Annotated in this window: 23 protein-coding genes; 14 read left to right on the top strand and 9 right to left on the bottom strand. The window is 49.3% G+C overall.

The genetic code is table 11. The annotated features are described in order from the left end of the window. The first annotated feature begins 137 nt into the window (after positions 1-137). From AC2YIT_RS07980 to AC2YIT_RS07930, 11 genes are all read left to right on the top strand, one after another. Entirely contained in the window at positions 138-638 is a 501-nt protein-coding gene (locus AC2YIT_RS07980) for a hypothetical protein (RefSeq protein ID WP_430848172.1), read from the top strand. After that, on the top strand, positions 620-1,282 hold the full coding sequence (locus AC2YIT_RS07975; protein WP_487278836.1) for a hypothetical protein: 663 nt from the start codon (positions 620-622) through the stop codon (positions 1,280-1,282). The genes AC2YIT_RS07980 and AC2YIT_RS07975 overlap by 19 nt, the downstream gene beginning before the upstream one ends. 39 nt (positions 1,283-1,321) lie before the next feature. Next, positions 1,322-1,594 carry a hypothetical protein gene (locus AC2YIT_RS07970; protein ID WP_487278835.1) on the top strand — a complete coding sequence of 91 codons (273 nt, stop codon included), beginning with the start codon at positions 1,322-1,324 and terminating at the stop codon, positions 1,592-1,594. Further along, positions 1,591-2,037 carry a type II toxin-antitoxin system VapC family toxin gene (locus AC2YIT_RS07965; protein WP_487278834.1) on the top strand — a complete coding sequence of 149 codons (447 nt, stop codon included), beginning with the start codon at positions 1,591-1,593 and terminating at the stop codon, positions 2,035-2,037. The genes AC2YIT_RS07970 and AC2YIT_RS07965 overlap by 4 nt, the downstream gene beginning before the upstream one ends. Further along, on the top strand, positions 2,038-3,519 hold the full coding sequence (locus AC2YIT_RS07960) for an HsdM family class I SAM-dependent methyltransferase (RefSeq protein WP_487278833.1): 1,482 nt from the start codon (positions 2,038-2,040) through the stop codon (positions 3,517-3,519). Between the two features lie 4 nt (positions 3,520-3,523). Beyond that, the gene (locus AC2YIT_RS07955; RefSeq protein WP_430848162.1) at positions 3,524-3,970 is read left to right on the top strand and encodes a DinB family protein; all 447 of its coding nucleotides are present in this window, start codon (positions 3,524-3,526) and stop codon (positions 3,968-3,970) included. Between the two features lie 89 nt (positions 3,971-4,059). Then, the gene (locus AC2YIT_RS07950; RefSeq protein ID WP_430848160.1) at positions 4,060-4,647 is read left to right on the top strand and encodes a TetR/AcrR family transcriptional regulator; all 588 of its coding nucleotides are present in this window, start codon (positions 4,060-4,062) and stop codon (positions 4,645-4,647) included. Between the two features lie 39 nt (positions 4,648-4,686). Further along, positions 4,687-4,926, top strand: coding sequence for a hypothetical protein (locus tag AC2YIT_RS07945; RefSeq protein WP_430848158.1), 240 nt, complete (start codon positions 4,687-4,689; stop codon positions 4,924-4,926). A 21-nt stretch (positions 4,927-4,947) separates the two neighbouring features. Beyond that, a complete protein-coding gene (locus tag AC2YIT_RS07940) occupies positions 4,948-6,207 on the top strand; it encodes an MFS transporter (RefSeq protein ID WP_430848157.1) in 1,260 nt (419 codons plus the stop codon). A 312-nt stretch (positions 6,208-6,519) separates the two neighbouring features. Further along, on the top strand, positions 6,520-7,284 hold the full coding sequence (locus AC2YIT_RS07935) for a ParA family protein (RefSeq protein ID WP_106598284.1): 765 nt from the start codon (positions 6,520-6,522) through the stop codon (positions 7,282-7,284). A gap of 5 nt (positions 7,285-7,289) precedes the next feature. Beyond that, positions 7,290-7,601: a hypothetical protein gene (locus tag AC2YIT_RS07930; RefSeq protein WP_430848154.1), complete on the top strand. Its 312-nt coding sequence runs from the start codon at positions 7,290-7,292 to the stop codon at positions 7,599-7,601. Positions 7,602-7,642: 41 nt separating this feature from the next. Here the strand turns inward: AC2YIT_RS07930 and AC2YIT_RS07925 are convergent, their stop codons facing one another. The 7 genes from AC2YIT_RS07925 to AC2YIT_RS07895 are packed head-to-tail and all read right to left on the bottom strand — an operon-like array spanning position 7,643 to position 15,021. Then, the gene (locus tag AC2YIT_RS07925) at positions 7,643-9,448 is read right to left on the bottom strand and encodes a M64 family metallopeptidase (protein WP_487278832.1); all 1,806 of its coding nucleotides are present in this window, start codon (positions 9,446-9,448) and stop codon (positions 7,643-7,645) included. Positions 9,449-9,499: 51 nt separating this feature from the next. Beyond that, entirely contained in the window at positions 9,500-11,311 is a 1,812-nt protein-coding gene (locus AC2YIT_RS07920) for a M64 family metallopeptidase (protein ID WP_487278831.1), read from the bottom strand. A 2-nt stretch (positions 11,312-11,313) separates the two neighbouring features. Further along, on the bottom strand, positions 11,314-11,808 hold the full coding sequence (locus tag AC2YIT_RS07915; protein WP_487278830.1) for a hypothetical protein: 495 nt from the start codon (positions 11,806-11,808) through the stop codon (positions 11,314-11,316). Between the two features lie 54 nt (positions 11,809-11,862). Beyond that, the gene (locus AC2YIT_RS07910) at positions 11,863-13,257 is read right to left on the bottom strand and encodes a pyridoxal phosphate-dependent decarboxylase family protein (RefSeq protein ID WP_487278829.1); all 1,395 of its coding nucleotides are present in this window, start codon (positions 13,255-13,257) and stop codon (positions 11,863-11,865) included. A 3-nt stretch (positions 13,258-13,260) separates the two neighbouring features. Further along, positions 13,261-13,623, bottom strand: coding sequence for a nuclear transport factor 2 family protein (locus AC2YIT_RS07905; protein WP_487278828.1), 363 nt, complete (start codon positions 13,621-13,623; stop codon positions 13,261-13,263). Between the two features lie 5 nt (positions 13,624-13,628). Next, positions 13,629-14,099, bottom strand: coding sequence for a DUF1572 family protein (locus AC2YIT_RS07900; protein WP_487278827.1), 471 nt, complete (start codon positions 14,097-14,099; stop codon positions 13,629-13,631). Then, positions 14,092-15,021, bottom strand: a complete 930-nt coding sequence (locus AC2YIT_RS07895; protein WP_487278826.1) for an EamA family transporter — start codon at positions 15,019-15,021, stop codon at positions 14,092-14,094. The genes AC2YIT_RS07900 and AC2YIT_RS07895 overlap by 8 nt, the downstream gene beginning before the upstream one ends. Before the next feature lie 102 nt (positions 15,022-15,123). Between AC2YIT_RS07895 and AC2YIT_RS07890 the strand changes: the two genes are divergently transcribed. Continuing rightward, the gene (locus tag AC2YIT_RS07890; RefSeq protein WP_487278825.1) at positions 15,124-16,563 is read left to right on the top strand and encodes an aminotransferase-like domain-containing protein; all 1,440 of its coding nucleotides are present in this window, start codon (positions 15,124-15,126) and stop codon (positions 16,561-16,563) included. 4 nt (positions 16,564-16,567) lie between these two features. Here the strand turns inward: AC2YIT_RS07890 and AC2YIT_RS07885 are convergent, their stop codons facing one another. Next, complete coding sequence (locus AC2YIT_RS07885; protein WP_430848135.1) at positions 16,568-16,891, bottom strand: type II toxin-antitoxin system PemK/MazF family toxin; 324 nt, start codon at positions 16,889-16,891, stop codon at positions 16,568-16,570. After that, positions 16,885-17,145 carry an AbrB/MazE/SpoVT family DNA-binding domain-containing protein gene (locus AC2YIT_RS07880; protein WP_430848133.1) on the bottom strand — a complete coding sequence of 87 codons (261 nt, stop codon included), beginning with the start codon at positions 17,143-17,145 and terminating at the stop codon, positions 16,885-16,887. The genes AC2YIT_RS07885 and AC2YIT_RS07880 overlap by 7 nt, the downstream gene beginning before the upstream one ends. Positions 17,146-17,360: 215 nt before the next feature. On the opposite strand from AC2YIT_RS07880, the gene AC2YIT_RS07875 reads away from it, so the two are divergent. Both AC2YIT_RS07875 and AC2YIT_RS07870 read left to right on the top strand, forming a co-directional pair. Continuing rightward, positions 17,361-19,376: a heavy metal translocating P-type ATPase gene (locus AC2YIT_RS07875; RefSeq protein ID WP_487278824.1), complete on the top strand. Its 2,016-nt coding sequence runs from the start codon at positions 17,361-17,363 to the stop codon at positions 19,374-19,376. A 21-nt stretch (positions 19,377-19,397) separates the two neighbouring features. After that, positions 19,398-19,964: a pyridoxamine 5'-phosphate oxidase family protein gene (locus tag AC2YIT_RS07870; protein ID WP_430848129.1), complete on the top strand. Its 567-nt coding sequence runs from the start codon at positions 19,398-19,400 to the stop codon at positions 19,962-19,964. Positions 19,965-20,104 lie beyond the last annotated feature (140 nt).

Raw genomic sequence — 20,104 nt, 5'->3', positions numbered from 1 at the left:
AGTCGAAGACAGTCCCTAGCGAGAGGTGCTTGCCAACTTCATCGCAATTGCTTCGACTCCGCTCAGCATGACATTACTCCTTCGCCGCTTTTCCCATTTCTCCTTCCTTCCTTTCCTCCATTCTCCCCTTTAATAAAATGACGCTGCAACAATTCTTCGCCTCTGTTTCATCCAATCCGTGGCCTGCGGTAGTTTACCTTTTGATATTGCCATTTACGGCCTGGGTAGTGGGAATGGCCGCGGACGGTAGCCGTGACGTTAAGTTTTGGAGCATCATTTATGCCATCCTGGTTTACGCGGTTTGCATTCCCGGTATTTTCGCGGTTACCCTCAACATTTACCTCTTCCTCTTCGAACGTCAGAGCATCTGGAATGCCAATATCGTTTTGCAGTATTTGCCCGTCATTTCAATGGCCATTACCCTGATGTTGATTAAAAGCAAGATCCCATTCTCCCTGATTCCCGGTTTTGGGAAAATTTCAGGATTTCTTACCTTAATCGCCGCGCTCATCGGCGTGATGTGGTTTTTCGACAGAATCCACTTAGTAGCATTCACTTACGTTCCATTTTCGGTCATTTTAATCGGTTTTGTACTCACTCTGCTAGCCATCAGGTTTGCATGGAGCAAATTGTTCTGAATAACGGCACGTATATTCAAATCTCCGTCAGCGACGAGCAGAAGTTTTTTGCCCGCGAATTGGTGAGCCATTCGATAACTCATCATCACATTTCGAACATTTGGGATAAAAGTAAAGACCGCCTCGCGCAGACGCGCATGATGCGCTTCACAGGAACGCTTGGGGAAGTCGTCTTCGCCGACTGCTATCACCTTCCCCGCCCTGCCCGCTCCTTCGGCGCCACCGACGGCCAGGACTGGGGCCAGGATTTTCTCATCCGCTCCGATACGGAAGATTTCGCCGTCGACATCAAATCCATGAAACGCCGCTCCGGCATTTTGGTCGGGGATTATGTTTTGAATATCCCTTCCTCTCAGCTTCACAAACCCGGTTCTAAAACTTCGCATTACTTCTGCATTTCCTTTCATCAATCCCGAACCGAAGGCACCATCGCATCATTGCTCGGGTTTATCGACAAGCAGTCGCTGGAAAATGGCGAGATTGGTACACTGTACTGCGCCGGTGCAAAGCGCCCCCGGGCCGATGGAAGCGCCTTCACGTTCAACGAACCGACGTACGAAGTACTGTTTTCCGATATTGCTCCGCCAGTGGTAACTAATTCGCTCCGCAGGATAAACGGATTCCGAGTATGTCAATTGAAATAAATACTTTGGTGTATCATTTATCAATTACGCTCGTCAACTATGGAAGAGCAAAATCAAAAAAACTCTCCGCAAGGCGCGGACAAAACAGACCATAATCAGAAACAGTATTTTGAACTCGAAGATGGTCCTGTCATGAAGTTTGAAGATTTCAAAGCGCCGTACCATCAAACTCCATTAACCGAGCTGACCGAACGAGAGGAATTCAGGCAGTCATTGCCCTTTCTCATGATCGGCTGGGCCAGGGCTCCGATAAGCAATATGTCCGACGATGACCTTCGGCTGGTAAGGTACGCTGAGAAATATGGCCTATGAGGCTATTCCTTGATACCAACGGATTAATCGATCATGCGCTGGAAAGGAAGACCGGTCAACCACTCGAAGTCGCTTACATTCTATTCAAAGCAAGAAAAGATCAGATTCCTGTTTTCATTTCGCCCGGTTCATTGTATACTTTTGCATACATCATGAATAAAAACGGGATTAAAGGCACAGCATTACGTGCCCGACTGGACGCTTATCTTTCCTTTCTGAACATTAGTGTTTCAGACAAAATGGTATTTGCCCAAGGCTTAACTGCCGGTTTCAAGGACATTGAGGATGCCTTTCAATATGCAAGCGCAACTGCAGAACAATGTGACTATCTGATCACAACCAACGTGTCAGATTTTGAACCTTTTGCCGAAAATCTCCGGGTACTGACACCCGCACAGTTCGTGACCCAAATGCTCCATAAGAAACGCGGCATCGACTTCTAAATGGCATCACAAACACGCACGTACGGGCGCAAAAAATTGTTGGGCCAGGTTTACACGCCTCCTCATGTCGTTGATAAAATATTACGGCATTGCGATTTTTTTGAGAGCGATTTGGCTGGAAAACGCATGCTCGATCCGGCTTGCGGCGATGGACGTTTTCTCATCCCTATGGCGGAATTTATCATTCGCAACACTCCGGCCGACCAGATAGCACGGAGACTTCAACAGCTGCACGGCTGGGACATCGACAAAAAAGCATTGCAGCAATGCCGTGAAAACCTGGATGCCCTCGTGGCGCCGCTGGGTTTGTCGGTCAACTGGAATTTGCGGAAATGCGATGCGTTGAAGCAATGGCGTTTGAGGGAAAAGTTTGATCTAATCGTGGGTAATCCACCTTATATCCGCATTCAGCATTTGCCTGAGGCTCAACGGAAGTATATTCAAAAGCATTATTCATTTTGCAGCACCGGATCGACCGACGCATTCATCGCCTTCTTTCAACTAGCGTCCAAGCTGCTGGCTGACAATGGTATATGCGCGATGATCACGCCCAATTCTTACCTGGTTTCAGAGTCCGGCGGACCGTTACGCAGGTATTTTCATAAGAAAAGGAACCTACGACACATTACCAACTACCGCACGATTCCGGTTTTTGGAGCGGCTTCCACCTACCCTGCTATTACAATTTTCGGAGGCGAACCTACCGACCACTTCCGGTTCGAGCATTGCGTAAACAATCGTTTTGAATATAAAGGTCGGGATATTCCTCATTCCGAATTACGGATAGATATTCCCTGGCAGCTTTCAGTCCAGGCACAAGCAGAACAGCAAGGGCAGCGACTGGGCGACATTTGTAAAATCTCGGTGGGACTTACAACGCTGGCTGATGGTTGCTACCTTTTCAATATCATCAGCGAAAAGAATGGTTTAGTTTATGCCAAAAACAAGAACGGTTTCTTCGCACACCTTGAAAAGGATTTGCTTAAACCGATTATCAAAGGCTCCAAACTAAAAGGTGCCGACGATGCAGTGACGGAGTATATTTTGTTTCCCTACCAAAAAGATGCATCTGAAAAACAGCGCATTATCCCGGAGGAAACGCTTAAAACCGAATTCCCTCAAACATATTCCTACTTGCTTAAAGTAAAATCCGAACTGGATCGTCGTGATAATGGAAAGCCCAATGCAGTGGCATGGTACGCGTTCGGGCGAGCGCAGGGGCTGGATAATGCATTCGGCAAGAAGATCATTTTCTCGCCGATGAACCGCGAGCCGAATTTCATTTTGTATGAAAATCCGGATGTGACGGTTTATTCAGGCTATTTTATTAAATATGATGGAGACTACCAAACCTTGCTGGAACAGCTTAATTCCCAGCGAATGGCCGATTTTGTCGCCATTGCAGGTCGGGATTTCCAAGGTGGGTACAAAGGCTATAACAAAAAGGTAATCGAAAATTTTATTATCACCAGTCACTCCTGAAACTATGGAAATAAATGCTGCTATCGACCGTTTAAATTGGCTCTGTGATCATATTCCGGCGCTTATCCAGGCCATTCCCGCCGCTGAATTTGAAAGCAAGCCTACGCCTGAGAAATGGAGCAAAAAGGAAATCCTGGGACATTTGATCGATAGCGCGGCCAACAACCATCAGCGATTTATCCGAATCCAGTCCGAAAACGAACCGGTAATCTTCTACAACCAAAACGACTGGGTTGGGTTTAGCAAGTACAATGAAATCGCCACGGAACAGCTGGTTGCGACCTGGAAGCAGTATAACCTGCATTTGGCTGCCATTGCCAAAGCTATCCCAACTCAAAACCTCTCCCGCAACGGTGTCGGACGAGATGGTCAAAAGCATACCCTCAAATGGTATTTTGACGATTACGTCGACCATATGGAGCATCACTTGCGTCAAATGGTAACTTATTAATCAATAAACTAGCTAAATATTCAACCTAAAAGATTTATAAATAAACGAACGTTCATTTATATTTGCACCATGAAAAATTAATAAGACCATTGAGGATCAGGGACGCTAACAAGGAGGCATTAATCCGCGAGAAGGCTATCGAGCTGATTGTAAACCACGGTTTCGACGGATTGAGTATGCATAAACTGGCGAAGGCCGCCGGGGTATCGGTCGCCACGATTTACATTTATTTCAAGGACCGGGAGGATCTGATCCAGCAAGTTTACACCGATGAATCACGCAAAATGACGGAAGCGACACTGATAAACTTCGATCCGGATGCACATTTTGACGAAGGTTTGAAACGGCAATGGATCAACCGTATGACCTATTGCCTCGAAAACCCGTACAGCATGACGTTTATGGAGCAGGTGAAGCATTCGCCGCTGGTAGAGCGCTCGACGGTGGATACGCGATTTTTGCAGGCAATGCAGCGATTTGTCCATAATGCGATCGACCGGAAGGAAATTATGCCGTTGCCGGTAGAAATATACTGGTCGATAGCCTTTGCCCCGCTCTACCAGCTTGTGAAGTTTCATATCGCGGGCAAGAGTATGCCCGGCCGCCCTCCTTTTGTATTCGATGAAGAGAAAATCAACCTCACACTCGGACTGGTATTAAAAGCCTTAAAACCTTAACGAAAAGCTGAAACCGGTCCGCATCCTATTTTGTTTGCCATGAACGATCACAGTGTTACCGAAGCGTTTGTGCTGGTTTTTAAGACCAACATCAATAATCCAAGACAAGTCAAATCGATTGCCGGCACACTCGATAACTGCCCCGACATCCTGAAATGGAACGTTGATTTGGCTGATATCGACAAAGTGTTGCGCATTGAAGCCACACACGCGCAGTGTGAGCCCGTGATCGAGCTCGTCACCCGCGCAGGATATGCGTGCGAAGAATTAACAGACTAAAAATTTACAAAATCAAACTCTATGTCCGAAACCAAACCCACATTTACGGGCTATGAAAAGTTCATCATAGCCCTTTTAGCCACATTGCAGTTTACAGTTGTGCTCGATTTCATGGTATTATCGCCATTGGGTTACATCCTGCTCGACAAACTATCCATCACGACCAGCCAATTCGGGCTGGTCGTCTCCGCTTACGCATTCAGTGCGGGCGCTTCCGGCTTGCTTACCGCCGGTTTTGCCGACAAATTCGATCGTAAAAAACTGCTGCTCTTCTTTTACGTCGGCTTCCTGCTAGGAACATTCTTTTGTGGGATCGCCCCTACCTACCATTTATTGCTAGCAGCCCGTGTGTTCACGGGTATTTTCGGAGGGGTAATCGGCTCCATCAGCTTTGCCATTATCACCGATCTTTTCCCCATCAATGTACGTGGACGCGTAATGGGGTTTGTACAAATGGCTTTCGCAAGCAGCCAGGTTCTGGGTATCCCTATCGGGCTCTATCTGGCCAACCAGTTCAGCTGGCATGCGCCGTTCCTGATGATCGTGGGCCTGGGCCTGATCGTCGGCATATTGATCGTTACCCAAATGAAGCCGATCGACGCGCACTTGAAAAATCCTCCGAAGGGTAATGCCTTTCAGCACCTGGCCAAAACCCTCGCGCGGCCCGACTACCTCCAAGGCTTCGCGGCCACCGCGCTGCTTGCCACCGGTGGATTTATGCTCATGCCATTCGGTACCGCGTTCGGCGTGCACAACCTGGGCATCGCCGAAGGATCGCTGCCGACCTTATACATGGTGACCGGCATTTCGATGCTTGTGTTTAGTCCGATGATCGGGAAGCTGAGCGACAAAGCCGGGAAGTATAAAGTGTTCCTGATGGGCTCGACGGTCACCTGTATCATGACCCTCATTTATTGCAACCTCAGCGTGACCCCGCTTTGGATTATCATCGGTTTGAACGTCCTACTCTTCGTCGGAATTACCGGCCGGATGATCTCCGCGTCGGCGCTCATGACGGCAGTTCCCGACCCCCAGGACCGCGGTGCATATATGGGTATCAACTCGTCGATCCAGCAGATCGCCGGCGGGCTTGCTTCACTTCTTGCCGGGTTCATCGTGTCCGAAACGAGTACCGGTTTCATCGAAAACTACCCGCTACTGGGGGACGTGGTGGTGTTCGCGGTAATCGTGACGGCATTGCTTATGTACCGCATTCATAAATATGTGGCTGCGAAGTTGGCGGCGGTAGCGCCCTCGAATGCGCCTAATCCGGCGGTATAAAAGTTTTTGGTCAACTAATTTGTCACCCTGAGCGCAGTCCTAAGGGCGATGCGACAACGTTTTCGCATTTGCCCTTAGACTGCGCTCAGGGTGACAGCATTTTATAGCGTTCTTATTATCAAATCATTACAAAAAAATTATAAAAAAATTCTTTTAATACTTTTTATTCATTTAAAATGATTGATACATTTACCACGACAAAAACTTTTACGACTTTTTATTTATAAGGAATAGGGATAAAAATATTTTACGTTTATTTACGTATCGGACGTGAAATAAACTATTAACTTTTTATACTTATAATACTTTTAAATGAAAATCATCAGTATTGTCAACAACAAAGGTGGTGTGGGAAAGACTACATCTGCCCAGAGTATTGCTGCCGGTCTCAGCAAATTTGCCAATGCAAGAGTGCTGGTAATTGACCTGGATGCGCAAGCCAGTCTTACCAAAAGTTTCGGCATTCATCATGCCGGTCTTAAAAAAGACAGCGGCTCGTTCATCACCGGCGAATACGAATTTGATGAGATCGTCAAGCGAGTTGGAGACATTGATGTTTTGCCCGGATCAGCCGAGATGATCCACCGGGAGGACACGATCAAGTCGGCGCCGGTTTTTCCTTTCAATCTGAAAATTGCATTGGAAAAAGTGAAGGACCGTTACGACTTCGTGATCATCGACTGCCCTCCTGCCCTCTACGGAAATACGAGGTTGGCGTTGGTTTCATGCCACCAGTATTATGTACCGTTGCAGGCAGAGTTTTTGAGCTACGAGGGTTTGCGCAACTTCCTGGTGTACTCGGCGGAGATCAAGAAGATCAGCCCGAGCACCAATCTCGGCGGCGTATTCGCGACGCGCTATAACCCGAAAATCCGGAAGAAGATCAGCCACGAACTGATCATGGCTACGCGGGAGCAGCTGGGCGAAGTTTTCATGGAAGCGTACATCCGCGATAACATTGCATTGTCGGAAGCGCAGGCCAACGGAACGACGATCTTTGATTACGCACCCACCAGCAACGGAGCCGAAGACTATTATAAGTTAACCAAAGAAATACTGGAACGAATAAATAACTGACACGTATGGCAAAGGAAAGGAAGTTTGATTTTGCGCCACTACCGCTACCCGAAGTACAGGAAGAGCCCGCCGTAGCAATCACCCCGGCATCCACTGCCGAAGTCATTGACGGCGCCCCCACAAAGGTCACCTTCGATTGTGATTTCGTGCTGATGGAGAATATGAAGGATTACGGCTACTGGGAAGGTCTCACGCAGAAGGACATCATCATCGAATCCTTGAAGCTGTATTTTCAAGACAAAGAAATCCGTCCCCGCCCCGATAAGATACGCAACCGGACGAAAGTAGGCCGCAAGCCGAAATCGGCATTGGTATGAAGAAAAGTCTCCTTCTCAGGAGACTTTTTTGTTGCATTCCATTACTGCTTTACAATCTTCCCGCTCACTTGTCGCTTACCATTGGTAAACTTATAAATGTAAAGTCGCGAGGCACCTTCCAGCCGAATCTCCATTTTCTCTTTAAACAAACGGCTGGTCAATTTCCTGCCCGATTGATCGAATATTGTAAAAAGAGATTCCCCAGGCAGTATGGTCTCCACTACTACACGCTCTTTCGCCGGATTGGGTGAGACCTTGACCCATTGTTTCGGGTCGGCCGGCACAGACAGAATCGGGTCGACCTGAACCTCTGTATACGAAATTTTCGAGCACCCTTTATTGTCGGTGACTTTTACCTCGTACGTACCAGCACGATTCAGCGTCGCGTTTCGAAACGTGGCGTCCGGTGTATCGGCATGAAAGAGCATTGGCCCCGTCCATTCGTATTTCACTCCTCCGGCAGCATGAAGTTCAACTGTTGCTCCGACCGTGTAAGGACCGCCATTATTCGCCATCGCGTTGGGTAGCGGCTGCACCTTTACTGTTGTTTCCGCTCGCATGGTCGGACTTCCCGCAAACTCGCAAGACGCTGAATAAGTATTTGTCTGACCGGGAGCCACGGTTAGTGAATTCCCCGTCGCGCCATTCACCCAGCTTACCTTACCCCGACAGCCGTAGGCAGTTACTACAACGGTATCGCCGGCACAGGTTACTGCTTTCGATGCCGAGACTTTCAACACCGCCGGAAGAGACGACCGCAGCGACCAACTGATCGTTTTTGTCCTCAACTGACGAGCATCGTCTCTCCGACTCAGCCAGGTCGAATCAAAAACAGTGGCCGTAAGCGTCGACCAGTCCGTAACCTCGTCCGGCTTCAAAACCACGTGATCGGTATTGTCTGCAATCAACGCTCCGTTAAGCCGCCATTCGATTTGGAGGCTGTTAGGCACCGGCCTGACCAGATCGAGTTGGAAGGTGACATCGGCATCGAGGTTTATCGCACTTGCATTGCCTGGTGTGAACCGGTCAATGGGATTTACCAGACCCAAAATTCGCTCGACGATGGCTTCTGTGCAGACGGCGCAAAATGGCTTATCGAGGTAGGCCATAGAGCATTCGCCGGACGTGGGTCGGCACCAATGCGAAGCTTCACCACTGCCATATTGATAAATGGAAATCGGGGGATAATTGAGCCAGTTGTGCCATTTAACTGGCCCCGGCATTTCCTGCGAAGTCATATTGGGTGCCTCCCTGCCAAAAACAGCATTGTTCCAACTTTCATCGGCCAGATTTGCAAAGGTATGCCCTACCTCATGCCTGCCGGTCTGATTGGGCATTCCGTGCAATGTAAATATCGCGGTACTTCCTCCGGACCCGCCGAGGTAGGGACTGTTTGCCAGCATTATCACCAGTTTCTGCTCGGGAAGATGGCTTTCTAGCAATGCATGATAGACATCCACATTTGTGATTGTCATCAGCCGCTGTACGTATGAGCCAAATGACACACCGAAAAAGGTATTTTTTGTTTCAACAGGCTGCCCGGGATCTGTATCCACCGCAGTGCCAGGGTTTGTGATCCCGCTTTCCAAGGACGGGGTTTCGATGGCAAAAAAGTTGAAATAGCCGCGATAACGGACAAACGGCTCACACTCGCGAAGAAAATCGGCAAACTTTCTAGCTTCCCCAGCAAATTTGGGGATTTCGTCTTTTGTGAATCCATCACCCAGGATGACTACATTAATTCGGTTATGCTGTGGTCCTGTTTTATAAAGTGTGTCAACCTGGTAATGCTGGGAAAAGGCGTAGACGGGGCATATCAGCCCAAGCACTAGAAATAATCTTTTCATAAAATGTATCCTATAGTGTGTTTTTAATAATCAATCGAAAGTATCAAGCCTTTACTGCACCGCCACCTTCCCTGAAACCTCCCTGCCTCCATTTGTAAACCGGTACAGATATACTCCTGCCGCCACATTCAGCTTAACATCCGTTTTCTTCTCGAAAGATTTTGAGAAGATTTCCCGCCCCGCCTGATCGTATAATTTAATAGCCGATTTCCCACCGAATCTGGTTTCAACTGAAAGGAAATCCCTTGCAGGGTTCGGCGAAACCGTGACGACTGCCTCGGGAATTGCCGGAATGGAAAGAATCGGATCTACCTTCACTTCGGTTTGAGCTGCTTTCGAACATCCGTTTACATCTGTAACCATCACTTCATAAATACCCGCATGATCCAGTATTGCATCGTGCAGAAAAACATGCGGCAATGTAGACGCAAACGATCTTGGTCCGCTCCAGAGGTAACTAACGCCTCCGGTCGCTGTGAGCTCTATGGTAGCGCCCACCACATAGGGGCCGCCATTTGTCGCCGTCGCATTCGGCAGCGGCATTACGTGAATTGGCACTTCGACCGTCTGAGGGGGTGCTCCTTCTACCTTGCAAAAAGCGGAATAGGTGGTCGTTTTTTCGGGCTTTACTTTTATGGATGCTCCTGTCATTCCACCTGCCCAGCTTAATGCGCCCCGGCAACCGTAGGCTGTGAGCGTAACTTCCTCACCAATGCAGATCGTATCCTTTGATGCAATTGCGTGGAACACATTCGGAGTATTGGATTGAAGCGTCCATTCTAATTTTCGCGTACGATCGGCCCTGGCGCCGTCATACCGGCTAATGGCTGTGGTGTCGAAAACCGAGGCTGCCAGAACGGCGCCGTCGGGCGCCTGCTCGGGTGTAAGCGTGAGCTGTGCGCCTGTTGTAGCGAGCAGTTCGCCATTCACAGTCCATCGTACTTGTAAAGTATTGGGGCTCGGCGCCAGCAAGCCGACTTTAAAGGTTTGAGGGCTATTGACTGTCACTATACTCCCGGGCATGGGCTCCGCGTTTTCGACGGGGTTAACCTGTTTCAGCAAGGTCTCTACTGTCGCTTCCCTGCACACAGCGCAGAATTCCTGGTTTAAATACTCCATGAGGCAAGTTCCATTTGCAGGTTTGTGCCAAAGCGCCGCGTCGCCGGTTTCGCCATGCTTGTAAATGCTTATCCCGGATTGATTCAGCCAGTTTTTCCATTTTACGAGTACGGGGTTGCTTTCCTTCGTCATATTAGGCGCCTCCCATCCGTAACCCGGACCTGCCCAATATTCGTCGTTCAGATGCGAAAAAGTATGCCCGATTTCATGAACACCGATCGTATTCGCCTGCGTGTGAAGCGTATGCACAGATATACTCCCCCCCGATCCGCCATAAAATGGTGTATTGACGAGCACTACCACCAAATCATACATCGGAAACTGGTTCGCAAGAAGCGCGTACAACACGTCATACTTCGAGATTGTCACCAGCCGGTGGATAGAACTACCGAAAGTCGAGCCAAAAAACGTGTTTTTTACACCAACCGGCTGGTCTTTATAAGCATCCGGAGCGGTGCCCGGGTTGGTTACACCACTTTCCAAGGATGGCGTACGAATGGCGAAAAAGTTGAAATAGTTGCGATAATGCAGGTAAGGATCGTAGCCCAGGAAAAAGTCTGCAAAGTTTTTGGCTTCGGTTGCGAATTTGGGAAGCTCTTGCTGCGTAAAACCGTCCCCAAGGATCACGACGTTGATCCGGTTATCCAACGGCCCGGTATTGTAGAGCGTGTCTACCTGGTATACCTGACCGAAACTGGCGACGGCAATGCAAATAGCATATAATGTGGTAAAAATTCTTTTCATGGCTAATCGAAACTGAGCGTATAGATTTTCACAGAACCCTTTTCGGGTGTGATACTGAAAAGCTCCAAACGGTTGAGGCCGGAATGCAGCGGCATGCGGATCATGAGCGTACCTTCATTGGCCCGCATTTCTTCGCGTCGCATGTGACCCGACGGATCACTCACTTCCACCGATCTGTGCAGCGGATGCTCAAACACCATTTCCCGCTCCAATGCACTGGTAGAGTACCTGGGGATAGCCTTGATTTGAACCGGAAAATGGACGGAATATGCAAGGTTTTTCATGCGCCCGTTGGCCACACTGGCACTCGCGAGTTCAACGTGCTCATTCCCTCCGGGCTTGCCGGAAATACGAAAATTCAGAAATAAAAGATGGTCGGGCGACCGGTTATCGTAATTAGGGAGGTCCCTCACTGCCAGCACAGATCGCCCCGACTTGCAACCGAACATCAGCAAGCCTACGAGCGCAACGGCGGCCATGGAGAATAAACGTGGCATGTGCAATTGGAATAAAGCTGTACGAGAATCAATGTACAGCTTTATCAACGAATTTCACAGCATCCGCATTACTTCTTCCATCTCACGAATGGCTATCAAAATGTCTTCTTTCTCCGTTCGGTAATTCACAAACGCAGCTCGTATTGCCGGTTCGCCCGATAACAAAGTCGGTGTCATGAAAACTTTTCCGCGGCGGTTCAATCTGTCCAGGAAAACAGCCATCCTTTCGCAGCCGGATTTCAAGCGAAAACAAACCACATTCAACCGGACAGGCGCCAATAATTCAAAATATTCGCTGGATTGAATGTAAGCGCCAAACTCCTGTGCGCGGTCAATGCTGTTCTGCACAATCCATGCAAAACCATCTTGGCCATAAGCGGTGAGGCTGAACCACGCCGGCAGGGCGCGGAACCGCCGCGAATTCTCGGGCAAAAAGTTGAGGTAAGAGAAGTTCTCCGACGGATCGCCCAGATACGGGGCATTCGAGTTCTGAAAAGTACTCACTTGCAGGCGGCTATGTTCTTTTCTCACCAGTGAAACGGCGCTGTCGTAAGGTACATTCATCCATTTATGGCAGTCGATGGTAATGCTGTCGGCCTGTTCCCATCCCGCCAATAAATGCCGTTGCGACGGTAGGCAAGCGGCAAACCCTCCGAATGCGGCGTCAATATGCAGCCAGAAAGGATACTTTTGTTTCAGTGCTACAATGGCCTTAATGTCATCAAAATCCACGGTATTAACAGTTCCCGCGCTGCAATTGACGACAATAGGCCGATGCTGATGCTTAATGAGCTTTTGCTCGAAATCCGCCAGATCCATCGCCTCACGGCCTTCCAACACCTGAATGCGCACCACATTGTTACTTCCAATCCCCAGCATGCCCACCGATTTGATCACCGAAGAATGCGGTGTAGCCGCCATTACCAAGAGATCACCGGATACACCCTCGCGCGAAACATCCCGCCCCGACCGCTCACCGCCCCATTGCCTGGCCACCGCCAGGCCCGTGAAATTGGACATGGTAGCGCCGGTCACAAAACCACCGTCGAAATCCTCCGGCAAATGCAACAGCTGGCATAGGAGCCTGATAGTGTCTCTTTCAAGAATCGCCGAAACGTCTCCCGCACCCTGCGTACCTTGGGTATTTTGGTCATAAATAGCTGTAAGCCAGTCACCCGCAACAGCTGCAGGTGTTGCACCGCCCGTTACAAATCCCCAGTATCGTGGCCCCGGGCTGGCTACCATCAGTTTTTCGTAGTGTTTTCTAAAAACTTCCAGACTGCCCGCAGTGCCAATGCCTGCATTTGAAAGGCGGGTAGGAATTACCGTCTGGTCGGCTATGTAGGTGGGTTTTTCGGCGATATTTTCCAGAAAATCCAGGCTGGTACTTGTAACCTGATCTAGTATCGGTTTCAGGTTATTCAATTCATTTTCAAATAATTCAAACATAAACTATCCATGATAATGCGCCTTCACCAAACTGATTTTACCGGACTCATCCAGTTCCATCATTTCGGCGGCCATCCTGTTGCTGACGCTTTTGTAATATAAAATCACTGAATCCGCACCCGTAAGTACCTCTCGGAGTTCAAAATACAGGTCGGTATAAATGCCCAGGGCTTTCCCGAAGTACTTTTCCAGCTCATCCTTCCTGGTAATCACTCCCTGTTCATTCATTCCCAACTTGATAATATAGGGCGAATAAAACCGGATGTCATTGGAATAGAGCTCCATAATCGCGGTAAGGTCATGGCGGTTCCAGGCATCAATCCATTCCGCTGCAAAGGATTGAGCTATTTGTTCTGTCAAATGCATATGGTTTATTGCTGTGCCGCCTGTACTTGCGTAATCCAGCGACGGTGGTAGTTAATATGTCCTAAATGCCAGGAAAGGTGCGCGAGCAAATGCGTAAGAATGAGGCCTACCGACTGTTCCGAAAAGAGATTCACCACGTCATGAGGATATTCCTCTTCCATCATTTGCTCGTCCAGCATACCCAGCGTGCCGACGACGATCTCATGAAGCTGGTCGAGCTCCGCGAGCATTTCCTTTTGGGCAAATGTCTTTTGATTGAATTCGGCGTCGCGATCGCGCACGTATGCATACCCACCCAGCGTAAGACCCACGTAGGTGCGCAAGTTCCCGATCAGGTGCTGGCAGAGGTTCCCACCCGGATTGATGGTCCCAGGCAGCTTCACCCACAATGCGGCTTCCGAAGGGTACTGTTCAATTTCTTTCCGAAGCTTTTTCAGATCACGGCTGAATAAGGTGGTGAATATGTCGCTATTCATGACTGTTTATCAAGGTTAATGTACTTTTCCGTTTTTGAAGTTGATAGCCCCTGTTGACCAGAAAAACCCCGCTCAACGTGACAGTAAATGCCAGGGCAGTAAGCCAGGTAATCTTCTCATCCAGTATTAAAAAGCCTAACACCAAAGCTACCAGCGGATTAATGTACGCATAAATCGACACCAATCCTGCGGGCAACCTGGACATGGCAAACAGATACGAAGCATAAGCGAGAATGGAGCCGAAGAAAATCAGGTATAGCAATGCCATGATGGATTGCGGCTGCATCTCCGGCAGACTGGTCCAGTCGTCGTTGAGCGCACTCAGCGTCAGTAACCCAACGCCGCCAACCATCATTTGGATCGCAGCATTGAAAAATGAATCCGTTTTAGCCGGAAAACTTTTGGTATACAACCCTCCCAAACACCACGATACGCACGACGCCAGCGTGACGCATATCCCCAGGAACGAGCTCCGGTTGGCAAGGTATTCGAGGTTATCCCTGAAAACCAGCATCACGCCTGTCAGGCCCAGCATCATACCCGCTGCTACATGGGCATTGATGCGCTCATCTCTTCGTGCCATCATATTGATTAAGATCGTAAAAATCGGAACCGTCGCATAAAGTAGCGCCGCCAAACCGCTGGGAATAAACTGTACGCACCAGCCCACCAGCCCGGTACCGAAAGTGAGCATACACAAGCCCGGAACGAGCTGTAAGCGGATATCAAACCAGGCCCAGGGGAACGACCTCCTCCTCAGCACCAGAAACCCCAACAGCAACGCACCTGCCACCAAGTTCCTGAAACCCATAAAGAAAAGGGCAGGAAACCCCGCCACGCCGATACGCGCGGCCAAGTACGTGGTACCCCAAAAGAAACACACCAGTACTAATGCGAAATATGCTGTCAGATTACTTTTCATAGCCGTTTTACATTGAACGCCACAAAATTCCCGCTCTGAAATTTAAGAAAACAGATTCACTTTTGTTATTTTGAAGCATAACAGAACAAAATAACATTACCTATGATTGAGGAACCTGTCCGGGAAGATTTTCTCTACTCACAAATCGCCGACCGCCTTGCCGCGCAGATCGAAAAAGGTATCCTGAAAGCCGGCGACAAGCTGATTTCGCTACGGGCGCTGAGTAAAGAGCAGGGCATCAGCCTTAGCACGGCGTTTAAGGCTTATGTGGAGCTGGAAAACAAGGGTATTATCGAAGCACGGCCCAAATCGGGCTATTTTGTGCGTTTTTCACCACTTAATGCCCCTGAAAGGCTTCATAGTAATCCTCCCCGGCCGCTTATCGAAAAGGCGAATGTCGACGAAATGATCCGGACCGTGTACAAAACCATGACGTACGAGCGGATCGTCCGTTTGTCGGTGGCCGCGCCTGCCGCCGAATTGATCCCCGAGGCAAAGCTGAACAAGGCGATGATTGAAGCGCTCAGGAAAAGTCCGCACAGCTGTACGCAATACGACGATGTACAGGGAAATCCCGCATTGCGGAAACAAATTGCCAAATACGCATTCAACTGGAAGGGAAATGTAAGTGAGGACGAAGTCGTTACGACCCAGGGCTGTATGGAAGCGCTGATTTTTTGTCTGAAAGCCGTCACCGAGCCGGGCGACACCGTCGCGATCGAAAACCCGATCTATTTTGGCATATTCAATATTATGAAGAGCCTCGGCCTGAAAATCCTCGAAATCCCCTGCCATCCCGATGAAGGCGCGGACCTGGAATACCTGGAAAAGGCTTTGGAAACCATTCCCATCAGGGCCGTGCTTTTCGTGCCCAATTTTTCCAATCCTACCGGCGCGCTGATGCCCGACTACCGCAAGAAGAAGCTGGTTGAAATGCTAGCGGCACGGCAAATCCCGCTGATCGAGGACGACATTTATGGTGAAATGTATTTTGGTAAAACCAGGCCGCGTACCTGTAAAAGCTACGATAAAAATGGGCTGGTGATGCTCTGCGGATCGGTTTCCAAGACGCTGGCACCGGGTTACCGCGTGGGCTGGTGCCTTCCGGGGAAGTTCAAGGACAAGGTATTGAGCAGCAAAATCACGCATACCGTTTCATCCGCCGCACCGACCCAGGCAGCCGTAGCCAATTTCTTCGAAACAGGCCGTTACGATTTGCATATGAGGCATTTACGCAAAGCTCTTCACACGCAATGCCTGCGTTACGTGCAGGCAATTAGTGAATACTTTCCTCCGGATACCCGGGTTGTCAGACCGCAGGGAGGTTACGTTTTGTGGATCGAGCTCAACAAGCAGGTAAATGCATTTGAACTCTTCGAAAGCGCCATTCAGGAAAGCATCAGCTTCGCTCCCGGCCAGATTTTCAGTACTGATGCCCGGTTCAGCAATTATATCCGCATCAGCTTCGGTGCACCTTATAACGCGGCCATCGATGCCAGTTTAAGGAGATTGGGGGAAATGATCAGGGCACAAAGTGTTTGAATCCTTACCAGGCGAACATTTTTCTCAGCAAACTTAAAACCTGCTGTGAGGTGGCAGAATCGAGTTGCCCTATTTTCTTCGTTAATCTAACTTTATCGATAGCTCTTAGCTGATCTAATGCAATTTGTCCGTCTCGTCCATCCACATGACAGTCAATGCGCGTCGGATACTTGCGGATAGTAGACGTCAACGGAGCGATGATAACTGTTTTGAGGTGGCCGTTCATTTCATCAGGGGAGACGACAAGACAGGGCCTGCTTTTTTTGATTTCACTGCCCAGCGTAGGATCCAGTGACGCGAAATAGACCTCGAATCTTTGGATTACCATGTCCATTCGGAATCGTCAAATGCATTTGGACCATCGTCCATTAGATTTTCGTCGTCACTCACCGTAGCGTCCTCAGCAGCCAGCCGGAACTGCTCCGCCCACCCTTCACGCGGATTGGTAGTAGCAGGAAAAATCATGATAGCATTCCCTTTGATCTCGACATTGACATACTCTTCAATATCGACTTGGTCAAGCATGGTTTTGGAAAGCAAAATTCCCTGGGAATTTCCGATCCGTCGAATTTTGGTCAGCATAGTACAAAGTTATAATTTGTTATAACACATCAAAATCCTAGACCGTTCCAATGTACAAGTGGCTGATCAATAGTTCAAAAACAATCGCAACAATATTGCAATTACTTGATTTTCAGCACTTGTAACCCTGTTGCACGGGTTTGCGGCCTACCTTTGCAATGATCCTGCGGCGGGCAGCCGCATAAGGCAGGTCTTTATATTTGAATGATTGCATTATGAAACTCGACGAAAATACCTCCACCCACACGCATGATGATTGCTGCTCGACGAAAACGGAGCAGCATGGCAAACATAATGGACATAACCACTCGCACGACCACAGTCACGACGACGATCATGACCACGACCACGGAGACCATAGCCATGGGACCGACGGCGACGCCGGCATTCTCAAAAGTCGGTGGATGCTCTGGCTCAGCCTGGCGATACTGGCGGTTTTTCTCATTTTGACCTACATTTCGAAAATTGAGCTCCCGCGCATAGTCGAAATCTCGATGATGTTAGTCGCCTATGTGCTGGCGGGAAATAAAACAGTCGCGCTGGCATTCCGAAAAGCAAGCCGGGGCGATTTTTTCAATGAATTCACCCTGATGACCATCGCTACCTTCGGTGCTTTTTATATCGGGGAGTTTAGTGAGGGGGTTGCTGTGATGATTTTTTACGAAATCGGCGAGCTCTTTCAGGACATCGCCGTCAGCCGCTCCAAACGCTCCATTAAGGCACTACTCGACATCCGCCCCGACACCGTGACTGTGTTACGCGGCGACAAACCATTGCAAGTTACACCCGACGAAGTTCAGATCGGCGAAAAAATATTGGTCAAAGCCGGCGAAAAAGTGGCACTGGACGGCGAAATGATTTCTGAATCAGGCATATTCAATACTGCGGCCCTAACTGGTGAGCCAAAGCCGCAGATTATCGAAAAAGGCCAGAAAGCACTCGCCGGTATGATCGCGATCGAGAAATCGGTCGAAGTCGAGGTAAAAGCGCTTTTCAAGGACTCCAAACTTTCCCGCATACTGGAAATGGTGCAGGAGGCGAGCGCCCGCAAGGCCCCTACCCAACTGCTGATAAGTCGCCTCGCACGCGTCTATACCCCGGTGGTCTTTTTACTCGCATTGCTCATTATCGTAGTCCCCGCGCTCTTTACAGCCGATTACAATTTTGACCAGTGGCTCTACCGCGGCATGGTTTTCCTCGTGATCGCCTGCCCGTGTGCATTGACGATCTCCATTCCATTGGGCTACTTTGGTGGCATCGGGCTAGCCTCCCGCAATGGCATTTTGGTAAAAGGCGCTAATTTTTTGGATGTGATTACCAAAATCGATACGGTAGTTTCCGATAAGACCGGCACGCTGACCAAAGGGGTTTTTAAAGTCCAGAAAGTGGAGACGAACATTAATAAAAACGATTTCATACAAATCGCAGCATCTTTGGAAAGCTACTCTACGCACCCCGTGGCGAAAGCAGTCGTAGCTGCGGCAGGGACAACCCTATTGACAAGGCCGGTTGATGTGGAAGAGATCGCAGGGCACGGCCTGAAAGGTACAGTTGATGGCAGGGTTGTACTCGCGGGAAACACTAAACTCCTCGACAGGCATTTGGTTAAGTATCCGGCGGAGCTCGCTAATCTCATAGAAACACTCGTGATCGTTGCGATCGACAACAGCTACGCGGGTTATTTGCTTATTGCCGACGAAATTAAGAACGACGCAGCCGCAGCTGTTGCCGAATTGAAGACGCTCGGTATTTCGACTATTATGTTGTCGGGTGATAAGGAAGCCGTCGTTGGCAAGGTTGCACAAGAACTGGGTATAGCCCGAAGTTACGGCGGCTTGCTGCCGGAAGACAAGGTAAGAATCGTGCAAGAGCTTAAAGATCAGGGCAAACGCATTGCATTCGCAGGCGATGGCGTGAACGACGCACCCGTGATTGCACTCGCGGACGCGGGCATAGCCATGGGCGCGCTCGGCTCCGATGCTACCATCGAAACCGCTGATATAGTGATCCAGAACGACCAGCCATCGCGTATTGCTGCGGCTGTGAAAATCGGTAAAATCACAAAATCCGTTGTTTACCAGAACATTTCACTCGCAATGGGAGTTAAAATTGCAGTGATGGTACTCGGTGCGGGCGGCGTTGCCACTCTCTGGGAAGCCGTATTCGCAGACGTCGGCGTAGCGCTGCTGGCCATTCTCAATGCCTATCGCATTCAGGGAAAGAAAATATAGTTAGCCTGCATTATTCAAATCATGGGAAAGCAACTGGACCGGATCACTCCGGAATTGGAATCGTTCATCAATAAGCAAAAGATCTACTTTGTTGCGACAGCGGCGGAAACAGGCACCGTAAACCTGTCTCCTAAGGGAATGGACTCGTTCCGCATTCTCGGCCCCAACCGGGTCATGTGGCTGAACGTCACCGGAAGCGGCAACGAAACTGCGGCGCATTTACTACTGAATGACCGCATTACCGTTATGTTTTGTGCATTCGAGGGTAAACCGCTAATCCTTCGCCTGTACGGGCATGGCAAAGCTTACCATCCTGCCGACGCCGAATGGCACGAATACTACCCGCTTTTTCCTCCACTCGAAGGTGCGCGGCAGTTGATAGACATACAAGTAGACCTCGTCCAGACCTCCTGCGGCATGGCTGTGCCGTTCATGGATTATAACCGCGAACGGGACGAGCTAAACGCGTGGGCCAGGAAACAAGGGCCGGACGGCATTCACAATTATTGGGCAAAGAAAAACATGGCCAGCATCGATGGTTTCGACACAGGTATCTTTGCCTCCAACGCAACGGATGCAGGCAAATAAACACGCAGCAAGTACAACAGTACTGAACCTGCTGCGTGTCTCAACACAGGCTTCCTCGCACAGACGAATACTCGAATGTGAAAAACCAATCCGGTTTTTCCGATAGCACACGATTTTAAAGGCGACTCAAAGCCTCCGAT

The organism is Dyadobacter sp. SRI_021 (assembly GCF_057586235.1).
This window is presented reverse-complemented; position numbering and strand designations above follow the sequence as displayed.